Raw genomic sequence first — 15,252 nt, 5'->3', positions numbered from 1 at the left:
AGTACACCCATGTCCGTCTCCACCCTTGCCTCCGACCAGTCCGTCTGCGCCCCGCTGCCCGTCCTGGGCCGGGACGTCACCGTGCCGCTCGTCACCGGCGGCGAGGTCACCTACGCCGCGCTCGACTACGCGGCCAGCGCCCCCGCGCTCCAGCGGGTCTGGGACGACGTGGCCGCGTACGCCCCGTACTACGGCAGCGTCCACCGGGGGGCCGGCTACCTCTCCCAGCTGTCCACCGACCTCTTCGAGAACGCCCGGAAGACCGTCGCCGAGTTCCTCGACTGCCGGGAGAACGACCAGGTGGTCTTCACCCGGTCCACCACGGACTCCCTCAACCTGCTCGCCCGCGCGCTCCCCGCCGACTGCCAGGTCTTCGTCTTCGAGACCGAGCACCACGCCTCGCTGCTGCCCTGGCAGGACGCGCGGGTCACCTACCTCAACGCCCCGCGCACCCCGCGGCAGGCCGTGGAGACGCTGGAGCGGGCCCTCGCCGACCGTGACCCATACGGGCCGGCCCTGGTGTGCGTCACCGGCGCCTCGAACGTCACCGGCGAGCTGTGGCCGGTCCGCGAGCTGGCCGCCGCCGCCCACGCGCACGGCGCCCGGATCGTCCTGGACGCCGCCCAGCTGGCCCCGCACCACCCGGTGTCCGTCCGGGACCTCGACGTCGACTGGGTCGCCTTCTCCGGCCACAAGCTGTACGCCCCCTTCGGCTCCGGCGTCCTCGCCGGCCGCGCCGACTGGCTCCGGGCCGCCGAGCCGTACCTCGCGGGCGGCGGCGCCAGCCGCAAGGTCAGCCGGCGCACGGACGGGGGAGTGGACGTGGAGTGGCACGACAGCGCCGCCCGCCACGAGGCCGGCTCCCCGAACGTCATCGGCGCCTACTCCATCGCCTCGGCCTGCAAGGCGCTCACCGAGGCGGGCTTCGACACCCTGGTCGCCCGGGAGGAGTACCTGATCGGGAAGGTCCGCGCGGGCCTCGCCGAGGTCCCCGAGGTCCGGGTCCTCTCACTCTTCGGCGACGACGCCCCGCGCGTCGGCGTCATCTCCTTCGTCGTCGAGGGCTGGAACAGCTCGCACTTCGCCGCCGCCCTCTCCGCCGAGTACGGCATCGGCGTCCGCGACGGCCTGTTCTGCGCCCACCCGCTCCTGCGCACCCTGCTCGGCAGCGACCCGCAGACCCAGGGCGAGTGCGGCGCCCCCGAGGCCGCGCCCGGCGAGAAGTCCCTCAACGCCATCCGCGTCAGCTTCGGCGCGGGCACGCCGGACGAGCACGTGGACCGGTTCGTCGACGCGGTCCGCGAGCTCGTACGCACCGGCGCGAAGTGGAACTACCGCACCGAGAACGGCCGCTGCGTCCCCGCCGTCTGACCACCGCGGGCCGGCTCCGCACCCGCGGACGAGCACGCCGGCCGGCCCCAGAAACGCCGCCCCGCTCGTCGCGGGCGGCGTGGTCCGCACGGGTTGCTGCCCGCACGGCGCCCGGTGGTGGGCAGTCCCCGCCGGCGGCCGGAGCGGCTTCAGTGCCCGGGACGGCAGGCGGCTGTGGAAGAAGAGGGCCCGGTTCGCGGTCCGGCCGTCGACGGCACCAAGGCGTGGTCGTACGACCCGGCCCCGGGCGGCCTCCTCCGGGCGGCGGTGTCCGGCGGCACCGCCATGTGCGCGGCGACGACGGCGTGCGGGCGTTCGGCCTGGACGGCCCCGCTCACCGGCGCCGACGGGGCACCGTCCCTTTCCCGCGACCTGGCCCGCCGGACAGGCCCTAGTTGTCCAGCCCGATCGCGAAGGCCGCCTCGAGGTCGTGCTGGGAGTAGGTGCGGAACGCCACGTGGGTGTCGGTGCCCTCGACGCCGGGGATCTTGCTGATCTTGCCGGGGATGACGTCCGCCAGGTTCTCGTGCTGCCGTACCCGGACCATGGCGATCAGGTCGTACGTGCCGGTGACGGAGAAGACCTCGCTGACGCTGTCCAGCGCGGCGATCTGCTCCGCGATCTCGGGGATCCGGTCCACGCTGGTCTTGATGAGCACGATCGCGGTGATCACGGCTGGTTCTCTCCCTCGGGGGCCGGAGCTGGGGCGGGCTCAACTTTAGGGCAGGCCCTGGTGGCCCGCCCGAACAGCACCCACGCGAAGACGAAGCCCAGCCCGAAGCCCACCAGGTGGGCCAGGTACGCCACGCCCGGGCCCTGGGCGGCCCGGCGCGCCGCCAGCCATTGCAGGGCCGCCCAGAAGGGCAGGACGACCCAGGCGGGGAAGCGCAGCGGGAGAAAGAACAGAAAGGGGAGGAGACTGGTGACGCGGGCACCGGGGAACAGGTAGAGGAACGCGCCGAGCACCGCCGAGATCGCCCCCGAGGCCCCGACCAGGGACTGTTCGGAGGTGGCGTTGGCGGCGGCGTAGCCGAGCAGCGCCAGGTAGCCGCAGCCGAGGTAGAAGAGGGTGAACCGCACGCGGCCCATCCGTTCCTCGGTCATCGCCCCGAAGACGTAGAGGAAGAGCATGTTGCCCAGCAGATGCACCCAGCTGCCGTGCACGAACAGTGCCGTGGCCGGGGTGAGGACCGCCCGGGCCGGGCCGCCGAAGAGCTCGGCGGGGATCACGCCCCAGTGCCGGAAGTAGGCCCGCTGGGCGGCGAGCAGTCCGTCGCCGTAGCCGTACGCCGGATTCAGCCCGGCCGCCGGCCCGATCAGGAAGAGCAGGCAGCACAGGACGATCAGGGCGTGCGTCATCGGCGCCGGCGAGCGCCGGACCCGCTTCAGGGTCCCGCCGGCCGCCGCGCTCCAGTTGCTGATCACGAACACAGAGCATGACGTAACGGGACGCAAGGGAACAGACCGCCTCGCCGCCGTGGACGGACGGGCGGCGAGTACCCGCCAGGCCGTAGGGTTACGAGCCACACGCGTCGCGGAGGGCGCGTCACGGACACTAGAAGGAAGCGAACAGTCACGATGCCGGTTCCCCTGCCGACCGACCAGACTCGGTGGCGCTGCACGCTCTGCGGCAACCTCACCCGCTTCGACGTGACCCGCTCGTCGAAGGTCGTCGAGTACATCCACCTCGACCTCGCCGGTGAGCCCAAGGTCGAGGAGCGCGAGGTGGTCAGTGAGACCATCGAGTCGGTGCGCTGCCGCTGGTGCAACGCGGTGGACCAGGTGGAACTCGTGGACAGGCCGGGCGCCGACTCCTGAACGGAGCGGTCGCGCACGTAGTGGGGTGACGGATGGTGGAGACCACAGGCGGGGGGCCGGGCGACGGCACCGCCGAGGTGCTTGACCGTCCGCTGCCCGACGGCGTGCGGCGGCGGGTCGTGCAGATCGTCTCGGACGGCTTCGGTGGGCTGACGGTGGCCGAACTGCCCGCACAGCTCAGGCAGTACGCCCGCTTCGCCCCGAATCGTCGCGCCAAGTTCGCGGGCAACGCGATGGCGGCGGCGCTGGAGACCGACCCGCTGTTCCGCCAGCGCATCGGCGAGAAGCTCAGAGAGGCCCAGCCGGAGATCGCCGGCGCCCTCGACTCAGGCTCCCCGCCCCCGGCCGCGGACCCGCTCGATGTGGCGGCCGCGGCCTACGTACTGCGGCCCACCGGCTGGGTGAAGCTGGTGACCGCGGCCGGCGAGGAGGCCCAGCGGGCGGACGCCGAACGCGCCGACGAGGAGAGCCGCGCCGAACTGGAGCGGCTGCGCGAGGAGCTCGACCGGGCCCGTGAGCAGACCCGGGCCGAGACCGAGCGGCTGCGCGTCGAGCTGGACGCGGCCAAGAAGGAAGCCGAATCGCTTCACCGCAAGCTCCGCGCCGCCCTCAGCGACGTCAAGCGCGGCGAGGCGGCGCTGCGCAAGACGCAGGGTGACATGGAGGCCGTGCGCGCCGAGGGGCACGCCCAGGTGTCCGCCGCGGAGAGCGAGACCCGGCGGCTCAAGGCCCGCCTCGGCGAGGCCGAGGCGGCGCTGGAGGCCACGCGCAGGGCAGCGCGGGAGGGGCGCAGTGTCGAGGACATGCGCGTCCGCCTGCTCCTTGACACCCTTCTGGACGCGACCCAGGGGCTGCGCCGGGAGCTGGCCCTGCCACCCGTGTCGGTGCGGCCGGCGGAGACGGTGGACGCGGTCGAACCGGGACGGATGACCCCGAAGGACATCGCGGCCCGGGCGCTGTCCGAGCACGACCCGGCCATCCTCGACCAGCTTCTCGCCCTGCCCCAGGCGCACTTGGTGGTCGACGGCTACAACGTCACCAAGACCGGCTATCCGCAGATGCCGCTGGAGAAGCAGCGGCTGCGGCTGCTCGGCCAGCTCTCCCAGCTCGCCGCCCAGACCGGCGCCGAGGTCACCTGCGTCTTCGACGGGGCCGAACTGGCCGCGCCGGTGCTGCTCGCGCCGCCGCGCGGGGTGCGCGTGCTGTTCTCCAAGCCGGGTGTCACGGCCGACGAGCTCATCCGCCAGCTGGTGCGCGCGGAGCCGCCGGGCCGGCCGGTCATCGTCGCCTCGACCGACCGCGAGGTGGCTGACGGGGTCGCCAGGGCGGGCGCGCGTCCGGTGGCTTCTGCGGTGCTTCTCAAGCGCCTGTCCTGAAAACGGCAACGTAGAGGTTTAATGCCCGAATTGACGGAACCGTCACGCAACGTAGCGTCAACCGGGTCTCACTCCATGTGGGTTGAGTGCAAAGAATGCATTGCGTGACGAGGTTTTTTGGTGTGAGGATTTGATCTGATCACAAGAGGGTCACTAGGGTCTGGCCTCGAACCTCCGAGCGGGTGATCACTCACGAGAAGGAGTTCGCCTGTCGTGGCGTCCCATCGTCGACCCAAGCAGCCCAGTCGCACGCGCATCACCGTGCTGACCACCGCGGCAGCCGCCGCCGTCGCGCTCAGCGCGAACGCCGCCAACGCCGCGCCCAGCGCGAAGCTGAGCAAGAGCGAGGTCAAGGCGAAGGTCGACAAGCTCTACGAGGAAGCCGAGCAGGCCAGCGAGAAGTACGACGGGGCCAAGGAGAAGCAGGAGAAGCTCCAGAAGGAGATCTCCACCATCCAGGACAACGTCGCCCGCGGCCAGGAGGACCTCAACAAGCTGCGCGACGGCCTGGGTTCGATGGCCACCGCCCAGTACCGTTCCGGCGGCATCGACCCCTCGGTCCAGCTGCTGCTGTCCTCGAACCCGGACGACTACCTCGACAAGGCCTCCACGCTCGACCAGTTGAGCAGCCAGCAGGTCGAGGCCCTGAAGAAGATCCAGGACAAACAGCGCGAACTCGCCCAGGAGCGCGCCGAGGCCACCGAGAAGCTCAAGGACCTCGCCTCCACCCGCACCGAGCTGGGCAAGAAGAAGAAGGAAGTCCAGGGCAAGCTCGCCGAGGCGCAGAAGCTGCTCAACACCCTGACCGCCAAGGAGAAGGCGGCCCTCGACGCCGAGCAGAACCGCGCCAGCCGCTCCGCCGGCGACCGCGCCGACCTCGGCGACACCCCGACCGCCTCCGGCCGCGCCGCCGCCGCGTTCTCCGCCGCCCAGAGCAAGATCGGCTCGCCCTACGTCTGGGGCGCCACCGGCCCGTCCTCCTTCGACTGCTCGGGCCTGACCTCCTGGGCCTACGCCCAGGCCGGCGTCTCCATCCCGCGCACCTCCGAGGCGCAGGCCGGGGCTGGCACGGTCATCTCCAGCATGAGTGACCTGAAGGTCGGCGACCTGGTCATCTTTTTCAGCGACCATCACCACGTCGGCCTGTACGCGGGCAACGGTCAGGTCCTGCATGCCCCGCACACGGGCGCAGTCGTGCGTTACGAGTCGATCAACAACATGCCTTTCCAGTTCGGCGTCCGTATCTAGCCACGGCACTCGCATTCGGCCCACCAGGCAGGCCTGGTGGGCCAAGTCATGTCACTCCTCAATCCCCCCGCGTTTACCTGGAGTTGGCAAAGTCGATCAGGTTTGTAATACTTTGTGGCAGGTACGCGACAAAGGAGTGAAATGCATCGATTAAGACTCGCCCTCACCTCGGCTGCTGCGGTGACCTGCTGCATGAGCGGAATGCTGTTCGCCGGCACCGCACACGCTGACGACAGCAGGTGCTCGGCCTGGCAGTCCAAGACTTTCTCCACGTCGGGCTTCAACACGGACGTCGACCTCGAGGTCTGTATCCAGGAGGGTCCCGCGAGCCCGCCGAGCGCCAGCATGAGGAAGTACACCGCCGTTGTGCTGGGATCGTTCAAGGACGGAGGTGGCGGCAGCACCAGGAAGTTCGACAACTTCGACCTGGAGATCCGGCTGGAGTCGCGCCCCCAGGGAGGCGGAAGCGATTATGTCGACAGCAAGGCCGTCTGTGATGTGACCGCGCTCATGAACCGCGAGGACGGCAGCGCTTTGAATTGCAAGACGAGCTTGGACATGAGCGTCAACATGCGTCAACTCGTCACGGGAGACGCGACGGTGCGCTACGACCTCGACGCAGACGGCAAGGGGCCCCGCGACCCCTGGGAGCTCACGGGTTCTCCACACCTGGTGTAGGGGCAGATGGTCCCCGGCCTGCATCAACACGGTGTGCCGTCCGAACGGGCGAATCACCGCGGCCCGGACTGACTCCACGCCCCGCCGTTGACCTGCGTCAGCGGCGGGGTTTCGCATTGCGGGGCCGTGGCGGGCCGGGGACGGCTTTGGACGGTGCGTGTTCGCGCGGCTACTGTCTGGCGAGCTTTGCCAGACATCCGTCAGCGGAAGGAGTGCGGCTTCCCGTGGGGTCCCATCGCCGCCTTGCACCGTCCGGGTTCGACCGGGGCGCCGGCACCGCCCTCGGTGTGCTGTCCGTCGCGACCGCCGCGCTCGGCGCCGTCTCCGCGGGCGCCGCGCCGCACGCCGACCCCGGCGCCGAGGTGGACCGGCTCTACCAGGAGGCCGAGCGGGCGACCGAGGCCTACGACAAGGCCGACGAGCGCGCCGACACCCTGCGCAAGGAGGTCGGCGAGGCCCAGGACCGGATCGCCCGGCAGCAGCAGCGCGTCAACGCCCTGCGCGAGACGCTCGGTTCACTGGCCGGCGCCCAGTACCGCTCCGGCGGCATCGCCCCGGCCGTCGCCCTGCTGTTCTCCGACGACCCCGTCGACTACCTCGACAAGGCCACCACACTCGACCGGATCGGCGCCCGCCAGGCCGGCCGGCTGAAGGAACTCCAGTCCGCGATGCGCGAACTCGCCCAGGAACGCACCGAGACCGCCGGGAAGCTCGCCGAGCTGGAGAAGAGCCGCAAGGCGGTCGCCTCCCACAAGCGGACCGTGGAGAAGAAGCTCGCCAAGGCCCGGCGGCTGCTCAACTCGCTGCCGGCCGACCAGCGCACCGCCTACGAGCGGGCCTCCCGCTCCGGCCGCACCGGCATGCCCGACCTCTCCGGCGCCACCGCCCCGAACGCACGCGCCGCCGCGGCCCTCGCCGCCGCCCGCTCCGCCCTCGGCCGTCCCTATGTCTGGGGCGCCAACGGCCCCTCGGGCTTCGACTGTTCGGGCCTGACGCAGTGGTCGTACGCGCAGGCGGGCGTCCAGCTGCCGCGCACCTCGCAGGAACAGCGGTACGCCGGCCGGCAGATCCCGCTCTCCCAGGCGCGGCCCGGTGACCTCGTCGTCTACCGGTCCGACGCCGGCCATGTCGCCATGTACGCGGGCAACGGCCAGGTGATCCACGCGCCCTATCCCGGCGCTCCGGTCCGCTACGACCCGGTCGGGATGATGCCGATCTCCTCGGTCACCCGGCCCTGACTTTTCCGCGCCGGGCCGTACGATCGAAAAATGGCTGGTCGCAGACGGGCGTGGCGTACCTCGGTGACGGGGCTCTGTCTGCTGCTCGCCTCCCTGGCCGGGTGCGGCGGGCCGTCCGCCACCGACTCGGCGAAGGCCGAGGTGCAGCAGGTGCTCGACCGCCGGGCGGCGGCCCTGCTCCACCACGACGAGGCGGCGTACGACAGGACCGGCAGCCCCGCGCAGTACGAGCGGCTGCGCGCGGTGCCGCTGGCGTCCTGGACCTACCGGCTGACCGGCCTGCACCGCGGCGGCGCCACCGCCACCGCCGACGCCGAACTGCGCTACCGGGTGCGGGGCTACGACAAGGCGCCCGTCACCGCCGCCCGCACCCTCACGCTCGCGCGCACCGCCGACGGGCACTGGTACGTCGCCGCCGACCGGCCCGCCAGGAAGTCCGGGCAGCAGCTGTGGGACCAGGGCAGGGTGGCGGCCGCGCGGGGTGCGCACAGCCTGGTGCTCGGGGTGGGGCGGTCCGGCGACGAGCTGCGCGGCTTCGCCCGGCTCGCCGACCGCGCCGTCCCGGCGGTGTCGCAGGCGTGGGGCACGGACTGGTCCCGGCGCGTCGTGGTGCTCGTACCGGACTCCCTGAAGGACATGGCGGGCCTGCTCGGCTCGCCCGCCTCCTCCTACCGGGGCATCGCCGCGGTCACCACGGGCGAGGCGGGCGGGTCGGACCGGGCCCCCGCCGACCGGGTCATCGTCAACCCGGAGGCGTACGCCGTCCTCGGCGACGTCGGCAAGCAGGTCGTGCTCACCCACGAGACCACTCATGTGGCCACCCGCGCCCACACCGACGCCGCCACCCCGCTGTGGCTCTCCGAGGGCTACGCCGACTGGATCGGCTACCTCGGCACGGGCCGTACGGCGGCCGAGGCCGCGCCGGAGCTGGCGCGGGCGGTCCAGGACGGCCACGTCCCGGAGAGCCTGCCGGTCGACAAGGACTTCGGCTTCAGCACGGACGCCGTCGACCTCGCCCGGGCCTACGAGGGCGGCTGGATGGCCTGCCGGATGATCGCCGACCACTGGGGCGAGGTCCGGCTCGGCGAGTTCTACCGGGCCGTCGGCGCGCACGGGAAGCGGGCGGGAGCGGTCGAGGACGCGCTGAAGAAGGTGCTCGGGACGAACCCGGAGACGTTCACCGAGCAGTGGCAGGAGTACGTGCGTGCTCAACTCGGCTGAGTGAGCAGCCCGATGGCCTCGCGCAGCCACTCGCGCTCGGCGCGGCCGTCGCGGTGCTGTTCGCGCGGGCCGGGGTCAGGAGGACACCTGGGTCTCCGTCGACGGAGTGCTCTGGCTCGGCAGTGCGGGCAGGGGGACCGGGGTGACGGTGGAGCGCCACAGGCGGCGGGCCGCGCTGACCGAGGCGGCGACCAGCAGACCGTTGCGCAGGAACAGCAGGGCGGTGCCGTACCAGTCGCTCGCGACGACGTGCGTGAAGCCGGTCGGGAACTCCAGGACCGTGACGAAGGTCGCTGCCAGCACCAGCAGGACGGGCAGGCCCATCCGGCCGGCCCGGAAGCACAGGCAGACCGCGGCCAGACCGACCAGCCACACCATGTACTGCGGGCTTATCACCCGGCTCGTCACGGTGAACATCAGCACCGCGGTGAACGCGGCGTCCGCGAGCGTGTGGGTCCGGAACCGGTCCGCGTTCATCCGCCACAGCAGCAGCCAGCCGAAGCAGACCCCGGTGAGTGTCAGCGCGACGGTGCTCACCGTGCCGACGTACGGGCCGAGGAACTCGATCGAGCCGTAGTTCAGCAGCACCTCGCCCTGCCAGCCGAAGTGCCGCCACACATGGAAGACCAGGGCGCCCAGCGACTCCACCTCGGTGCCCCGGTCCCGCTGGAAGGTGACGAAGGCGAAGGCACCGGGCATGGCGACCGAGAACAGCGCGGCGACACCCGACGCGGCCACCGCCGCCGCGCCCCACGCCCGGCGCCGTACGGCGCCCACCAGCAGCAGCGCCGGCCACACCTTGAGCATCGCCCCGAAGCCCGCCAGCGCGCCCATCACCCGCGGGTGCCGGGCACCGGCGAGCAGCGCGGCCACCGCGACCGCGGTCACCATCACGTCGTAGCGGGCGTACACCGTCGGGCCGAGCAGCGGGACGCCCACCACCCACACCCAGGCGCCGCGCAGCGACCTGCCGGGGCGGCGGCCGGTGTACAGCAGCAGGCCCAGCACGGCCAGGTCGGCGAGGAAGGCCAGCACGAAGAAGGCGTGGGTGTAGCTGAGGAAGGGCAGGGCGGCGGGGGAGAGGATGGCCAGCGCGGCGGCGGGCGGGTACTGCCAGGTCACGTCGTCCAGCGGGAAGGTGCCGGTGCTCAGCACCTCGTACCAGCCCCGATAGGTCACGGACACGTCGGACGTGACGTCCGCGCCCGGGAACACGAGCACCCGGAAGGCGTAGAGCAGCACCACCAGCCGGGTCGCGGCCCAGGTCACCGACAGCCCTGCCAGGGACCACCCCGCGCCCTTGCTCTCCACACCGTCCCCTGCCGTTCGATTTACGTTTGAGGGGAACATGATGTCCTGCCCGCCTGTGAGCCTGCCACAGACTCGGCCGCCCCCGGCCGGGTACGGCCGGTTCGGTAGGGTCGGCGGCGATGCACAAGACCCTGATCGTCACCAACGACTTCCCGCCCCGGCCGGGCGGCATCCAGGCGTTCCTGCACAACATGGCACTGCGCCTGGACCCGGACCGGCTGGTCGTCTACGCCTCCACCTGGAAGCGGAGCCGGGAGGGCGCCCGGGCCACGGCCGCCTTCGACGCCGAGCAGCCCTTCACCGTCGTACGCGACCGCACCACCATGCTGCTGCCCACCCCGCAGGCCACCCGCCGGGCGGTCGGGCTGCTCAGGGAGCACGGGTGCGACTCGGTGTGGTTCGGGGCGGCGGCCCCGCTCGGGCTGATGGCGCCGGCCCTCAGGAAGGCGGGCGCCCGGCGGATCGTGGCCACCACCCACGGCCACGAGGCCGGGTGGGCCCAGCTGCCCGCCGCCCGGCAGCTGCTGCGCCGGATCGGGGAGTCGACGGACACGATCACCTACCTCGGCGAGTACACGCGCTCGCGGATCGCCGGCGCGCTGACCCCCGAGGCGGCCGGGCGGATGGTGCAGCTGCCGCCCGGCGTCGACGAGAAGACCTTCCACCCGGAGTCGGGCGGCGCCGAGGTGCGGGCGAGGCTCGGGCTGACCGAGCGGCCGGTCGTGGTGTGCGTGTCCCGGCTGGTGCCGAGGAAGGGCCAGGACACGCTGATCCGGGCCATGCCGCGGATCCTGGCGGCCGAGCCGGACACCGTACTGCTGATCGTCGGCGGCGGGCCCTACGAGAAGGACCTCCACCGCCTCGCCCACGAGACCGGGGTGGCGGACTCGGTGCGCTTCACCGGCCCCGTGCCCTGGTCCGAGCTGCCCGCGCACTTCGGCGCCGGGGACGTCTTCGCCATGCCCTGCCGGACCCGGCGGGGCGGCCTGGACGTCGAGGGGCTCGGCATCGTCTACCTGGAGGCCTCCGCCACCGGGCTGCCCGTCGTCGCCGGCGACTCGGGCGGCGCGCCCGACGCGGTGCTCGACGGCGAGACCGGCTGGGTGGTCCGCGGCGGCTTTCCGGACGAGGCCGCCGAGCGGATCACCGCCCTCCTCGGCGACGCCGAACTGCGCCGCCGGATGGGCGAGCGGGGGCGGCAGTGGGTGGAGGAGAAGTGGCGCTGGGACCTTTTGGCCGAGAAGTTGAAAACCCTGCTCTAGCCGGAGGGGGATAATCCGCCGATGCTGCGCGCATGACAGCCAAACTGATGCAGCGTCAGCTGACGAGACGTCACATCCTTGGTATGGCCGCCCTCCAGACGGCGGCCACCCTCGGCTTCACCCGCGTCGGCCTGAAGTCGGCCCACGCGGTCGAGCCCGCCGCGGTCGAGTCCGCCCCCGCCATCGTGATCGGCTCCGGCTACGGCGGTGCCGTCGCCGCCCTCCGCCTCGGCCAGGCCGGCATCCGTACCGTCGTCCTCGAAATGGGCCGGCTGTGGAACACCACCGGCTCCGACGGCAAGGTGTTCTGCTCCACCAACGCCCCCGACCAGCGGTCCATGTGGTTCCGCACCCGCACCGAGGCACCGCTGGCCACGTTCCTGTGGCTGGACCTCGTCAACCGGGACATCACCCCCTACCCCGGGGCCCTCGACCGGGTGCACTACGACGCCATGTCCGTCTTCGTCGGCCGGGGCGTCGGCGGCGGCTCCCTGGTCAACGGCGGAATGGCGGTCACCCCGCTCCAGTCGTACTTCACCGAGCAGTTCCCGACCGTGGACGCGAGCGAGATGTACGGCACGTACTTCCCGCGCGCCCGCGCCATGCTCGGCGTCAACAGCATCGACCCCGCGTGGTTCGAGTCGACCGAGTGGTACAAGTTCGCCCGCACCTCCCGGAAGGCCGCCGACGCCACCGGCCTGAAGACCACCTTCGTGCCGAACGTCTACGACTTCGGCTACATGCAGCGCGAGGCGGCCGGCACCGCGACCAGGTCCGCGCTCGCCGGGGAGGTCATCTACGGCAACAACTACGGCAAGCGCAGCCTGGACAAGACCTACCTGGCCGCCGCGCTGGGCACCGGCAACGTCACCATCCACAGCCTGGAGAAGGTGCGGACCGTCAGCCGGGCGAGCGACGGTTCCTACGTGCTGACCGCCGACCGCATCGACAACACCGGCACGGTCGTCGAGACCAGGAGCTACGGCTGCACGTACCTCTTCCTCGGCGGCGGCAGCCTCGGCACCAGCGAACTCCTCGTCCGCGCCCGGGACACCGGCACCCTGCCCGACCTCGACGCCAGCGTCGGCGCCGGCTGGGGCACCAACGGCAACACCATGCTCGGCCGCGCCAACCACATCTGGGACACCGTCGGCGCCAACCAGGCCACCATGCCCGTGATGGGCATCGACGACTGGGCCAACGCCGACAACCCGGTCTTCGCCGAGATCGCCCCGCTGCCCATGGGCTTCGAGCACTGGGTCAGCCTGTACCTCGCGATCACCAAGAACCCCCAGCGGGCGAGATTCACGTACGACGCCTCGTCAGGGGCGGTGAAGCTGGGCTGGACGGCGGCCCAGAGCGCGGTGTCGGTCGCCATGGCCAAGAAGCTGTTCGACCGGATCAACTCGGCCAACGCCACCATCTACCGGTACGACCTGTTCGGCTCGAACAGCAAGGTCTTCGCCGACGACTTCACCTACCACCCGCTGGGCGGCTGCGTCCTCGGCAAGGCCACCGACGACTACGGGAGGGTCAAGGGGTATCCGAAGCTGTACATCACCGACGGCTCGCTCGTGCCCGGCTCGATCGGCGTCAACCCGTTCGTGACGATCACCGCGCTCGCCGAACGCACGATGGCGCGGGTCCTCGCCGAGGACACCGCGCCATGAACCGTCGCGCCGCAGGCAGGAGGTGACTACTTCGCGTAGATCGCCTCGATCTCGGCCGCGTAGTCCTTCGCCACCACGCCCCGCTTGAGCTTCAGGGACGGCGTGAGATGGCCCGTCTCCTCCGTGAACTGGGAGGACAGAATGCGGAACTTCCGCACCGATTCCGCCTTCGACACCGCGGCGTTGCCGTCGTCGACCGCGTCCTGGATCGCCGCCAGCAGATCCGGGTCCTCGCGCAGCGACGCCGCGGTGGAGCCCGCCGGCTTGCCGTGCTCGGCGCACCAACGGCCCAGGAACTCCTCGTCGATGGTGACCAGCGCGCCGACGAACGGCCGCCCGTCGCCCACCACCATGCACTCCGCGACCAGCGCGTGCGCCCGGATGCGGTCCTCTATCACCGCCGGGGCGACGTTCTTGCCGCCCGCGGTGACGATGATCTCCTTCTTGCGGCCGGTGATCTTCAGATAGCCGTCCTCGTCGAGGGTGCCGATGTCACCGGTGTGGAACCAGCCGTCGGCCAGCGCCTCGGCGGTCGCGGCCTCGTTGTTCCAGTAGCCCTTGAACAGGTGCTCGCCGTGCAGCAGCACCTCGCCGTCGTCGGCGATGCGGACCACGGAGCCCGGCAGTGGCTGGCCGACCGTGCCGATCTTCTGCCGGTCCCAGGGGTTGAAGGCGGTGGCCGCGCAGGACTCGGTCAGGCCGTAGCCCTCCAGGACCGTGAAGCCGATGCCGCGGAAGAAGTGGCCGAGCCGCTCGCCCAGCGGGGCGCCACCGGAGATGGCATACTCGCCGCGCCCGCCGAGCACCGCGCGCAGCTTGCTGTAGACCAGCTTGTCGAAGACCTTGTGCTTGATCCTCAGACCGACGGACGGGCCGGACGGCGTGCCCAGGGCCTTGCTGTACTCGATGGCCGTGTCGGCCGCCTTGTCGAAGATCGCGCCCTTGCCGTCCGCCTGCGCCTTGGCCCGCGCGGTGTTGTAGACCTTCTCGAAGACGCGCGGTACACCCAGGATCAGGGTCGGCCGGTACGCGGCCAGTTCGTCGGTGAGGTTCTTGATGTCCGGGACGTTGCCCAGCTTGATCGGCGCCATCATCGGGGCGATCTGCACCAGGCGTCCGAAGACGTGCGCGAGCGGCAGGAACAGCAGGACGGAACACTCACCGGTGCGGAACAGCGGGCGCAGCCGCTCCACGATGTTCCCGCACTCGGCGAAGAAGCTGCGGTGGGTGAGGACGCAGCCCTTGGGGCGGCCCGTCGTGCCCGAGGTGTAGACGATCGTCGCCGGGTCGTCGGCCTTCGCCAGCGAGCTGCGCTCCTCGACGGTCGCGTCGGCGACGTCGTGCCCCAGCCTGCCCAGCTCCTCCACGCCCCCGGCGTCGATCTGCCAGACCTGCTTGAGCGCGGGCAGCGACTCGCGCACCGACTCCACGGCGGCGGCGTGGCCCGCCTGCTCCACGATGCAGGCGGTGGCGCCCGAGTCGGAGAGGATCCACTGCACCTGCTCCGGCGAGCTGGTCTCGTACACCGGCACGGTGATCGCGCCGGCGCTCCAGATCGCGAAGTCCAGCAGCGTCCACTCGTAGCGGGTCCGGGACATCAGGCCCACCCGGTCGCCCGGCTGGACGCCGGAGGCGATCAGACCCTTCGCGGCGGCCTGCACCTCGGCCAGGAAGGCCGTGGCCGTCACGTCCTGCCACGCACCGCCCACCTTGCGGGCGATGACGGCGACGTCGGGATGCTGCGCGGCGTTTCTGCGGACGATGTCGGTCAGGTTTCCGTCCGCAGGGACCTCGTACAAAGCCGGAAGGCTGAACTCGCGCAAGACTGCTGCTCCTCATAGGGCGCCGGCGCCACGACGTTGTGTGATGCGACGGTGTGGTCCAAGGCTCGGGCAAGTGCTCGCGGATTCAGCTGTTGAAATCCAGAGCACGACTGGACTGCCCGGACGTTACCCGCCGGTATGGCTTCTTCGACAGGGGGTCCCGACGAGATGTTCGCTGCGTCACACAGGTTGGTGTTTCCTTGGTGCACAGTAGTCCACCCGTTTAATGACCAGCC

At 71.4% G+C, this 15,252-nt stretch carries 13 protein-coding genes; 9 read left to right on the top strand and 4 right to left on the bottom strand.

All coding sequences use genetic code 11. From position 1 onward, the window contains the following. Positions 1-9 precede the first annotated feature (9 nt). Positions 10-1,371: an aminotransferase class V-fold PLP-dependent enzyme gene (locus tag ACFY01_RS09425; protein ID WP_390735080.1), complete on the top strand. Its 1,362-nt coding sequence runs from the start codon at positions 10-12 to the stop codon at positions 1,369-1,371. A 391-nt stretch (positions 1,372-1,762) separates the two neighbouring features. Here the strand turns inward: ACFY01_RS09425 and ACFY01_RS09420 are convergent, their stop codons facing one another. Together ACFY01_RS09420 and ACFY01_RS09415 are read right to left on the bottom strand one after the other, a co-directional pair. Continuing rightward, positions 1,763-2,044, bottom strand: a complete 282-nt coding sequence (locus tag ACFY01_RS09420) for an Lrp/AsnC ligand binding domain-containing protein (protein WP_361437510.1) — start codon at positions 2,042-2,044, stop codon at positions 1,763-1,765. After that, a complete protein-coding gene (locus tag ACFY01_RS09415; protein ID WP_390735079.1) occupies positions 2,041-2,796 on the bottom strand; it encodes a rhomboid family intramembrane serine protease in 756 nt (251 codons plus the stop codon). Before ACFY01_RS09415 ends, ACFY01_RS09420 begins: the two co-directional genes overlap by 4 nt. A gap of 153 nt (positions 2,797-2,949) precedes the next feature. Between ACFY01_RS09415 and ACFY01_RS09410 the strand changes: the two genes are divergently transcribed. From ACFY01_RS09410 to ACFY01_RS09385, 6 genes are all read left to right on the top strand, one after another. Beyond that, positions 2,950-3,189: a hypothetical protein gene (locus ACFY01_RS09410; RefSeq protein WP_132850853.1), complete on the top strand. Its 240-nt coding sequence runs from the start codon at positions 2,950-2,952 to the stop codon at positions 3,187-3,189. A gap of 32 nt (positions 3,190-3,221) precedes the next feature. Next, complete coding sequence (locus tag ACFY01_RS09405; protein ID WP_390735078.1) at positions 3,222-4,565, top strand: NYN domain-containing protein; 1,344 nt, start codon at positions 3,222-3,224, stop codon at positions 4,563-4,565. 213 nt (positions 4,566-4,778) lie between these two features. After that, the gene (locus tag ACFY01_RS09400; protein WP_390735077.1) at positions 4,779-5,813 is read left to right on the top strand and encodes an NlpC/P60 family protein; all 1,035 of its coding nucleotides are present in this window, start codon (positions 4,779-4,781) and stop codon (positions 5,811-5,813) included. Between the two features lie 192 nt (positions 5,814-6,005). Further along, positions 6,006-6,491 carry a hypothetical protein gene (locus ACFY01_RS09395; RefSeq protein WP_390735076.1) on the top strand — a complete coding sequence of 162 codons (486 nt, stop codon included), beginning with the start codon at positions 6,006-6,008 and terminating at the stop codon, positions 6,489-6,491. A 224-nt stretch (positions 6,492-6,715) separates the two neighbouring features. Then, positions 6,716-7,729 carry an NlpC/P60 family protein gene (locus ACFY01_RS09390; RefSeq protein ID WP_390735075.1) on the top strand — a complete coding sequence of 338 codons (1,014 nt, stop codon included), beginning with the start codon at positions 6,716-6,718 and terminating at the stop codon, positions 7,727-7,729. Between the two features lie 30 nt (positions 7,730-7,759). Further along, positions 7,760-8,950 carry a hypothetical protein gene (locus ACFY01_RS09385; RefSeq protein WP_390735074.1) on the top strand — a complete coding sequence of 397 codons (1,191 nt, stop codon included), beginning with the start codon at positions 7,760-7,762 and terminating at the stop codon, positions 8,948-8,950. A gap of 75 nt (positions 8,951-9,025) precedes the next feature. On the opposite strand, the gene ACFY01_RS09380 is transcribed toward ACFY01_RS09385, so the two are convergent. Next, the gene (locus ACFY01_RS09380) at positions 9,026-10,261 is read right to left on the bottom strand and encodes a glycosyltransferase 87 family protein (protein WP_390735073.1); all 1,236 of its coding nucleotides are present in this window, start codon (positions 10,259-10,261) and stop codon (positions 9,026-9,028) included. Between the two features lie 119 nt (positions 10,262-10,380). Between ACFY01_RS09380 and ACFY01_RS09375 the strand changes: the two genes are divergently transcribed. Together ACFY01_RS09375 and ACFY01_RS09370 are read left to right on the top strand one after the other, a co-directional pair. Next, the gene (locus ACFY01_RS09375; protein ID WP_390735072.1) at positions 10,381-11,523 is read left to right on the top strand and encodes a glycosyltransferase family 4 protein; all 1,143 of its coding nucleotides are present in this window, start codon (positions 10,381-10,383) and stop codon (positions 11,521-11,523) included. Between the two features lie 83 nt (positions 11,524-11,606). Next, a complete protein-coding gene (locus ACFY01_RS09370) occupies positions 11,607-13,193 on the top strand; it encodes a GMC oxidoreductase (protein ID WP_390735279.1) in 1,587 nt (528 codons plus the stop codon). Between the two features lie 26 nt (positions 13,194-13,219). Here the strand turns inward: ACFY01_RS09370 and ACFY01_RS09365 are convergent, their stop codons facing one another. Next, positions 13,220-15,016, bottom strand: a complete 1,797-nt coding sequence (locus tag ACFY01_RS09365) for an AMP-dependent synthetase/ligase (protein ID WP_390735071.1) — start codon at positions 15,014-15,016, stop codon at positions 13,220-13,222. Positions 15,017-15,252: the final 236 nt, after the last annotated feature.

This window comes from Streptomyces sp. NPDC001480 (assembly GCF_042894725.1).
In the GTDB taxonomy this organism is placed as follows: domain Bacteria; phylum Actinomycetota; class Actinomycetes; order Streptomycetales; family Streptomycetaceae; genus Streptomyces.
The sequence above is the reverse complement of the archived record's forward strand: the minus strand, read 5'-3'. Positions and strand labels throughout refer to the sequence as shown.

Excerpts from the sequence above, each read along its gene's own strand:
- ACFY01_RS09425 (WP_390735080.1), top strand. The coding sequence starts at position 10 with ATGTCCGTCTCCACCCTTGCCTCCGACCAGTCCGTCTGCGCCCCGCTG.
- ACFY01_RS09410 (WP_132850853.1), top strand. The coding sequence starts at position 2,950 with ATGCCGGTTCCCCTGCCGACCGACCAGACTCGGTGGCGCTGCACGCTC.
- ACFY01_RS09405 (WP_390735078.1), top strand. The coding sequence starts at position 3,222 with ATGGTGGAGACCACAGGCGGGGGGCCGGGCGACGGCACCGCCGAGGTG.
- ACFY01_RS09395 (WP_390735076.1), top strand. The coding sequence starts at position 6,006 with ATGAGCGGAATGCTGTTCGCCGGCACCGCACACGCTGACGACAGCAGG.
- ACFY01_RS09385 (WP_390735074.1), top strand. The coding sequence starts at position 7,760 with ATGGCTGGTCGCAGACGGGCGTGGCGTACCTCGGTGACGGGGCTCTGT.
- ACFY01_RS09375 (WP_390735072.1), top strand. The coding sequence starts at position 10,381 with ATGCACAAGACCCTGATCGTCACCAACGACTTCCCGCCCCGGCCGGGC.
- ACFY01_RS09370 (WP_390735279.1), top strand. The coding sequence starts at position 11,607 with ATGGCCGCCCTCCAGACGGCGGCCACCCTCGGCTTCACCCGCGTCGGC.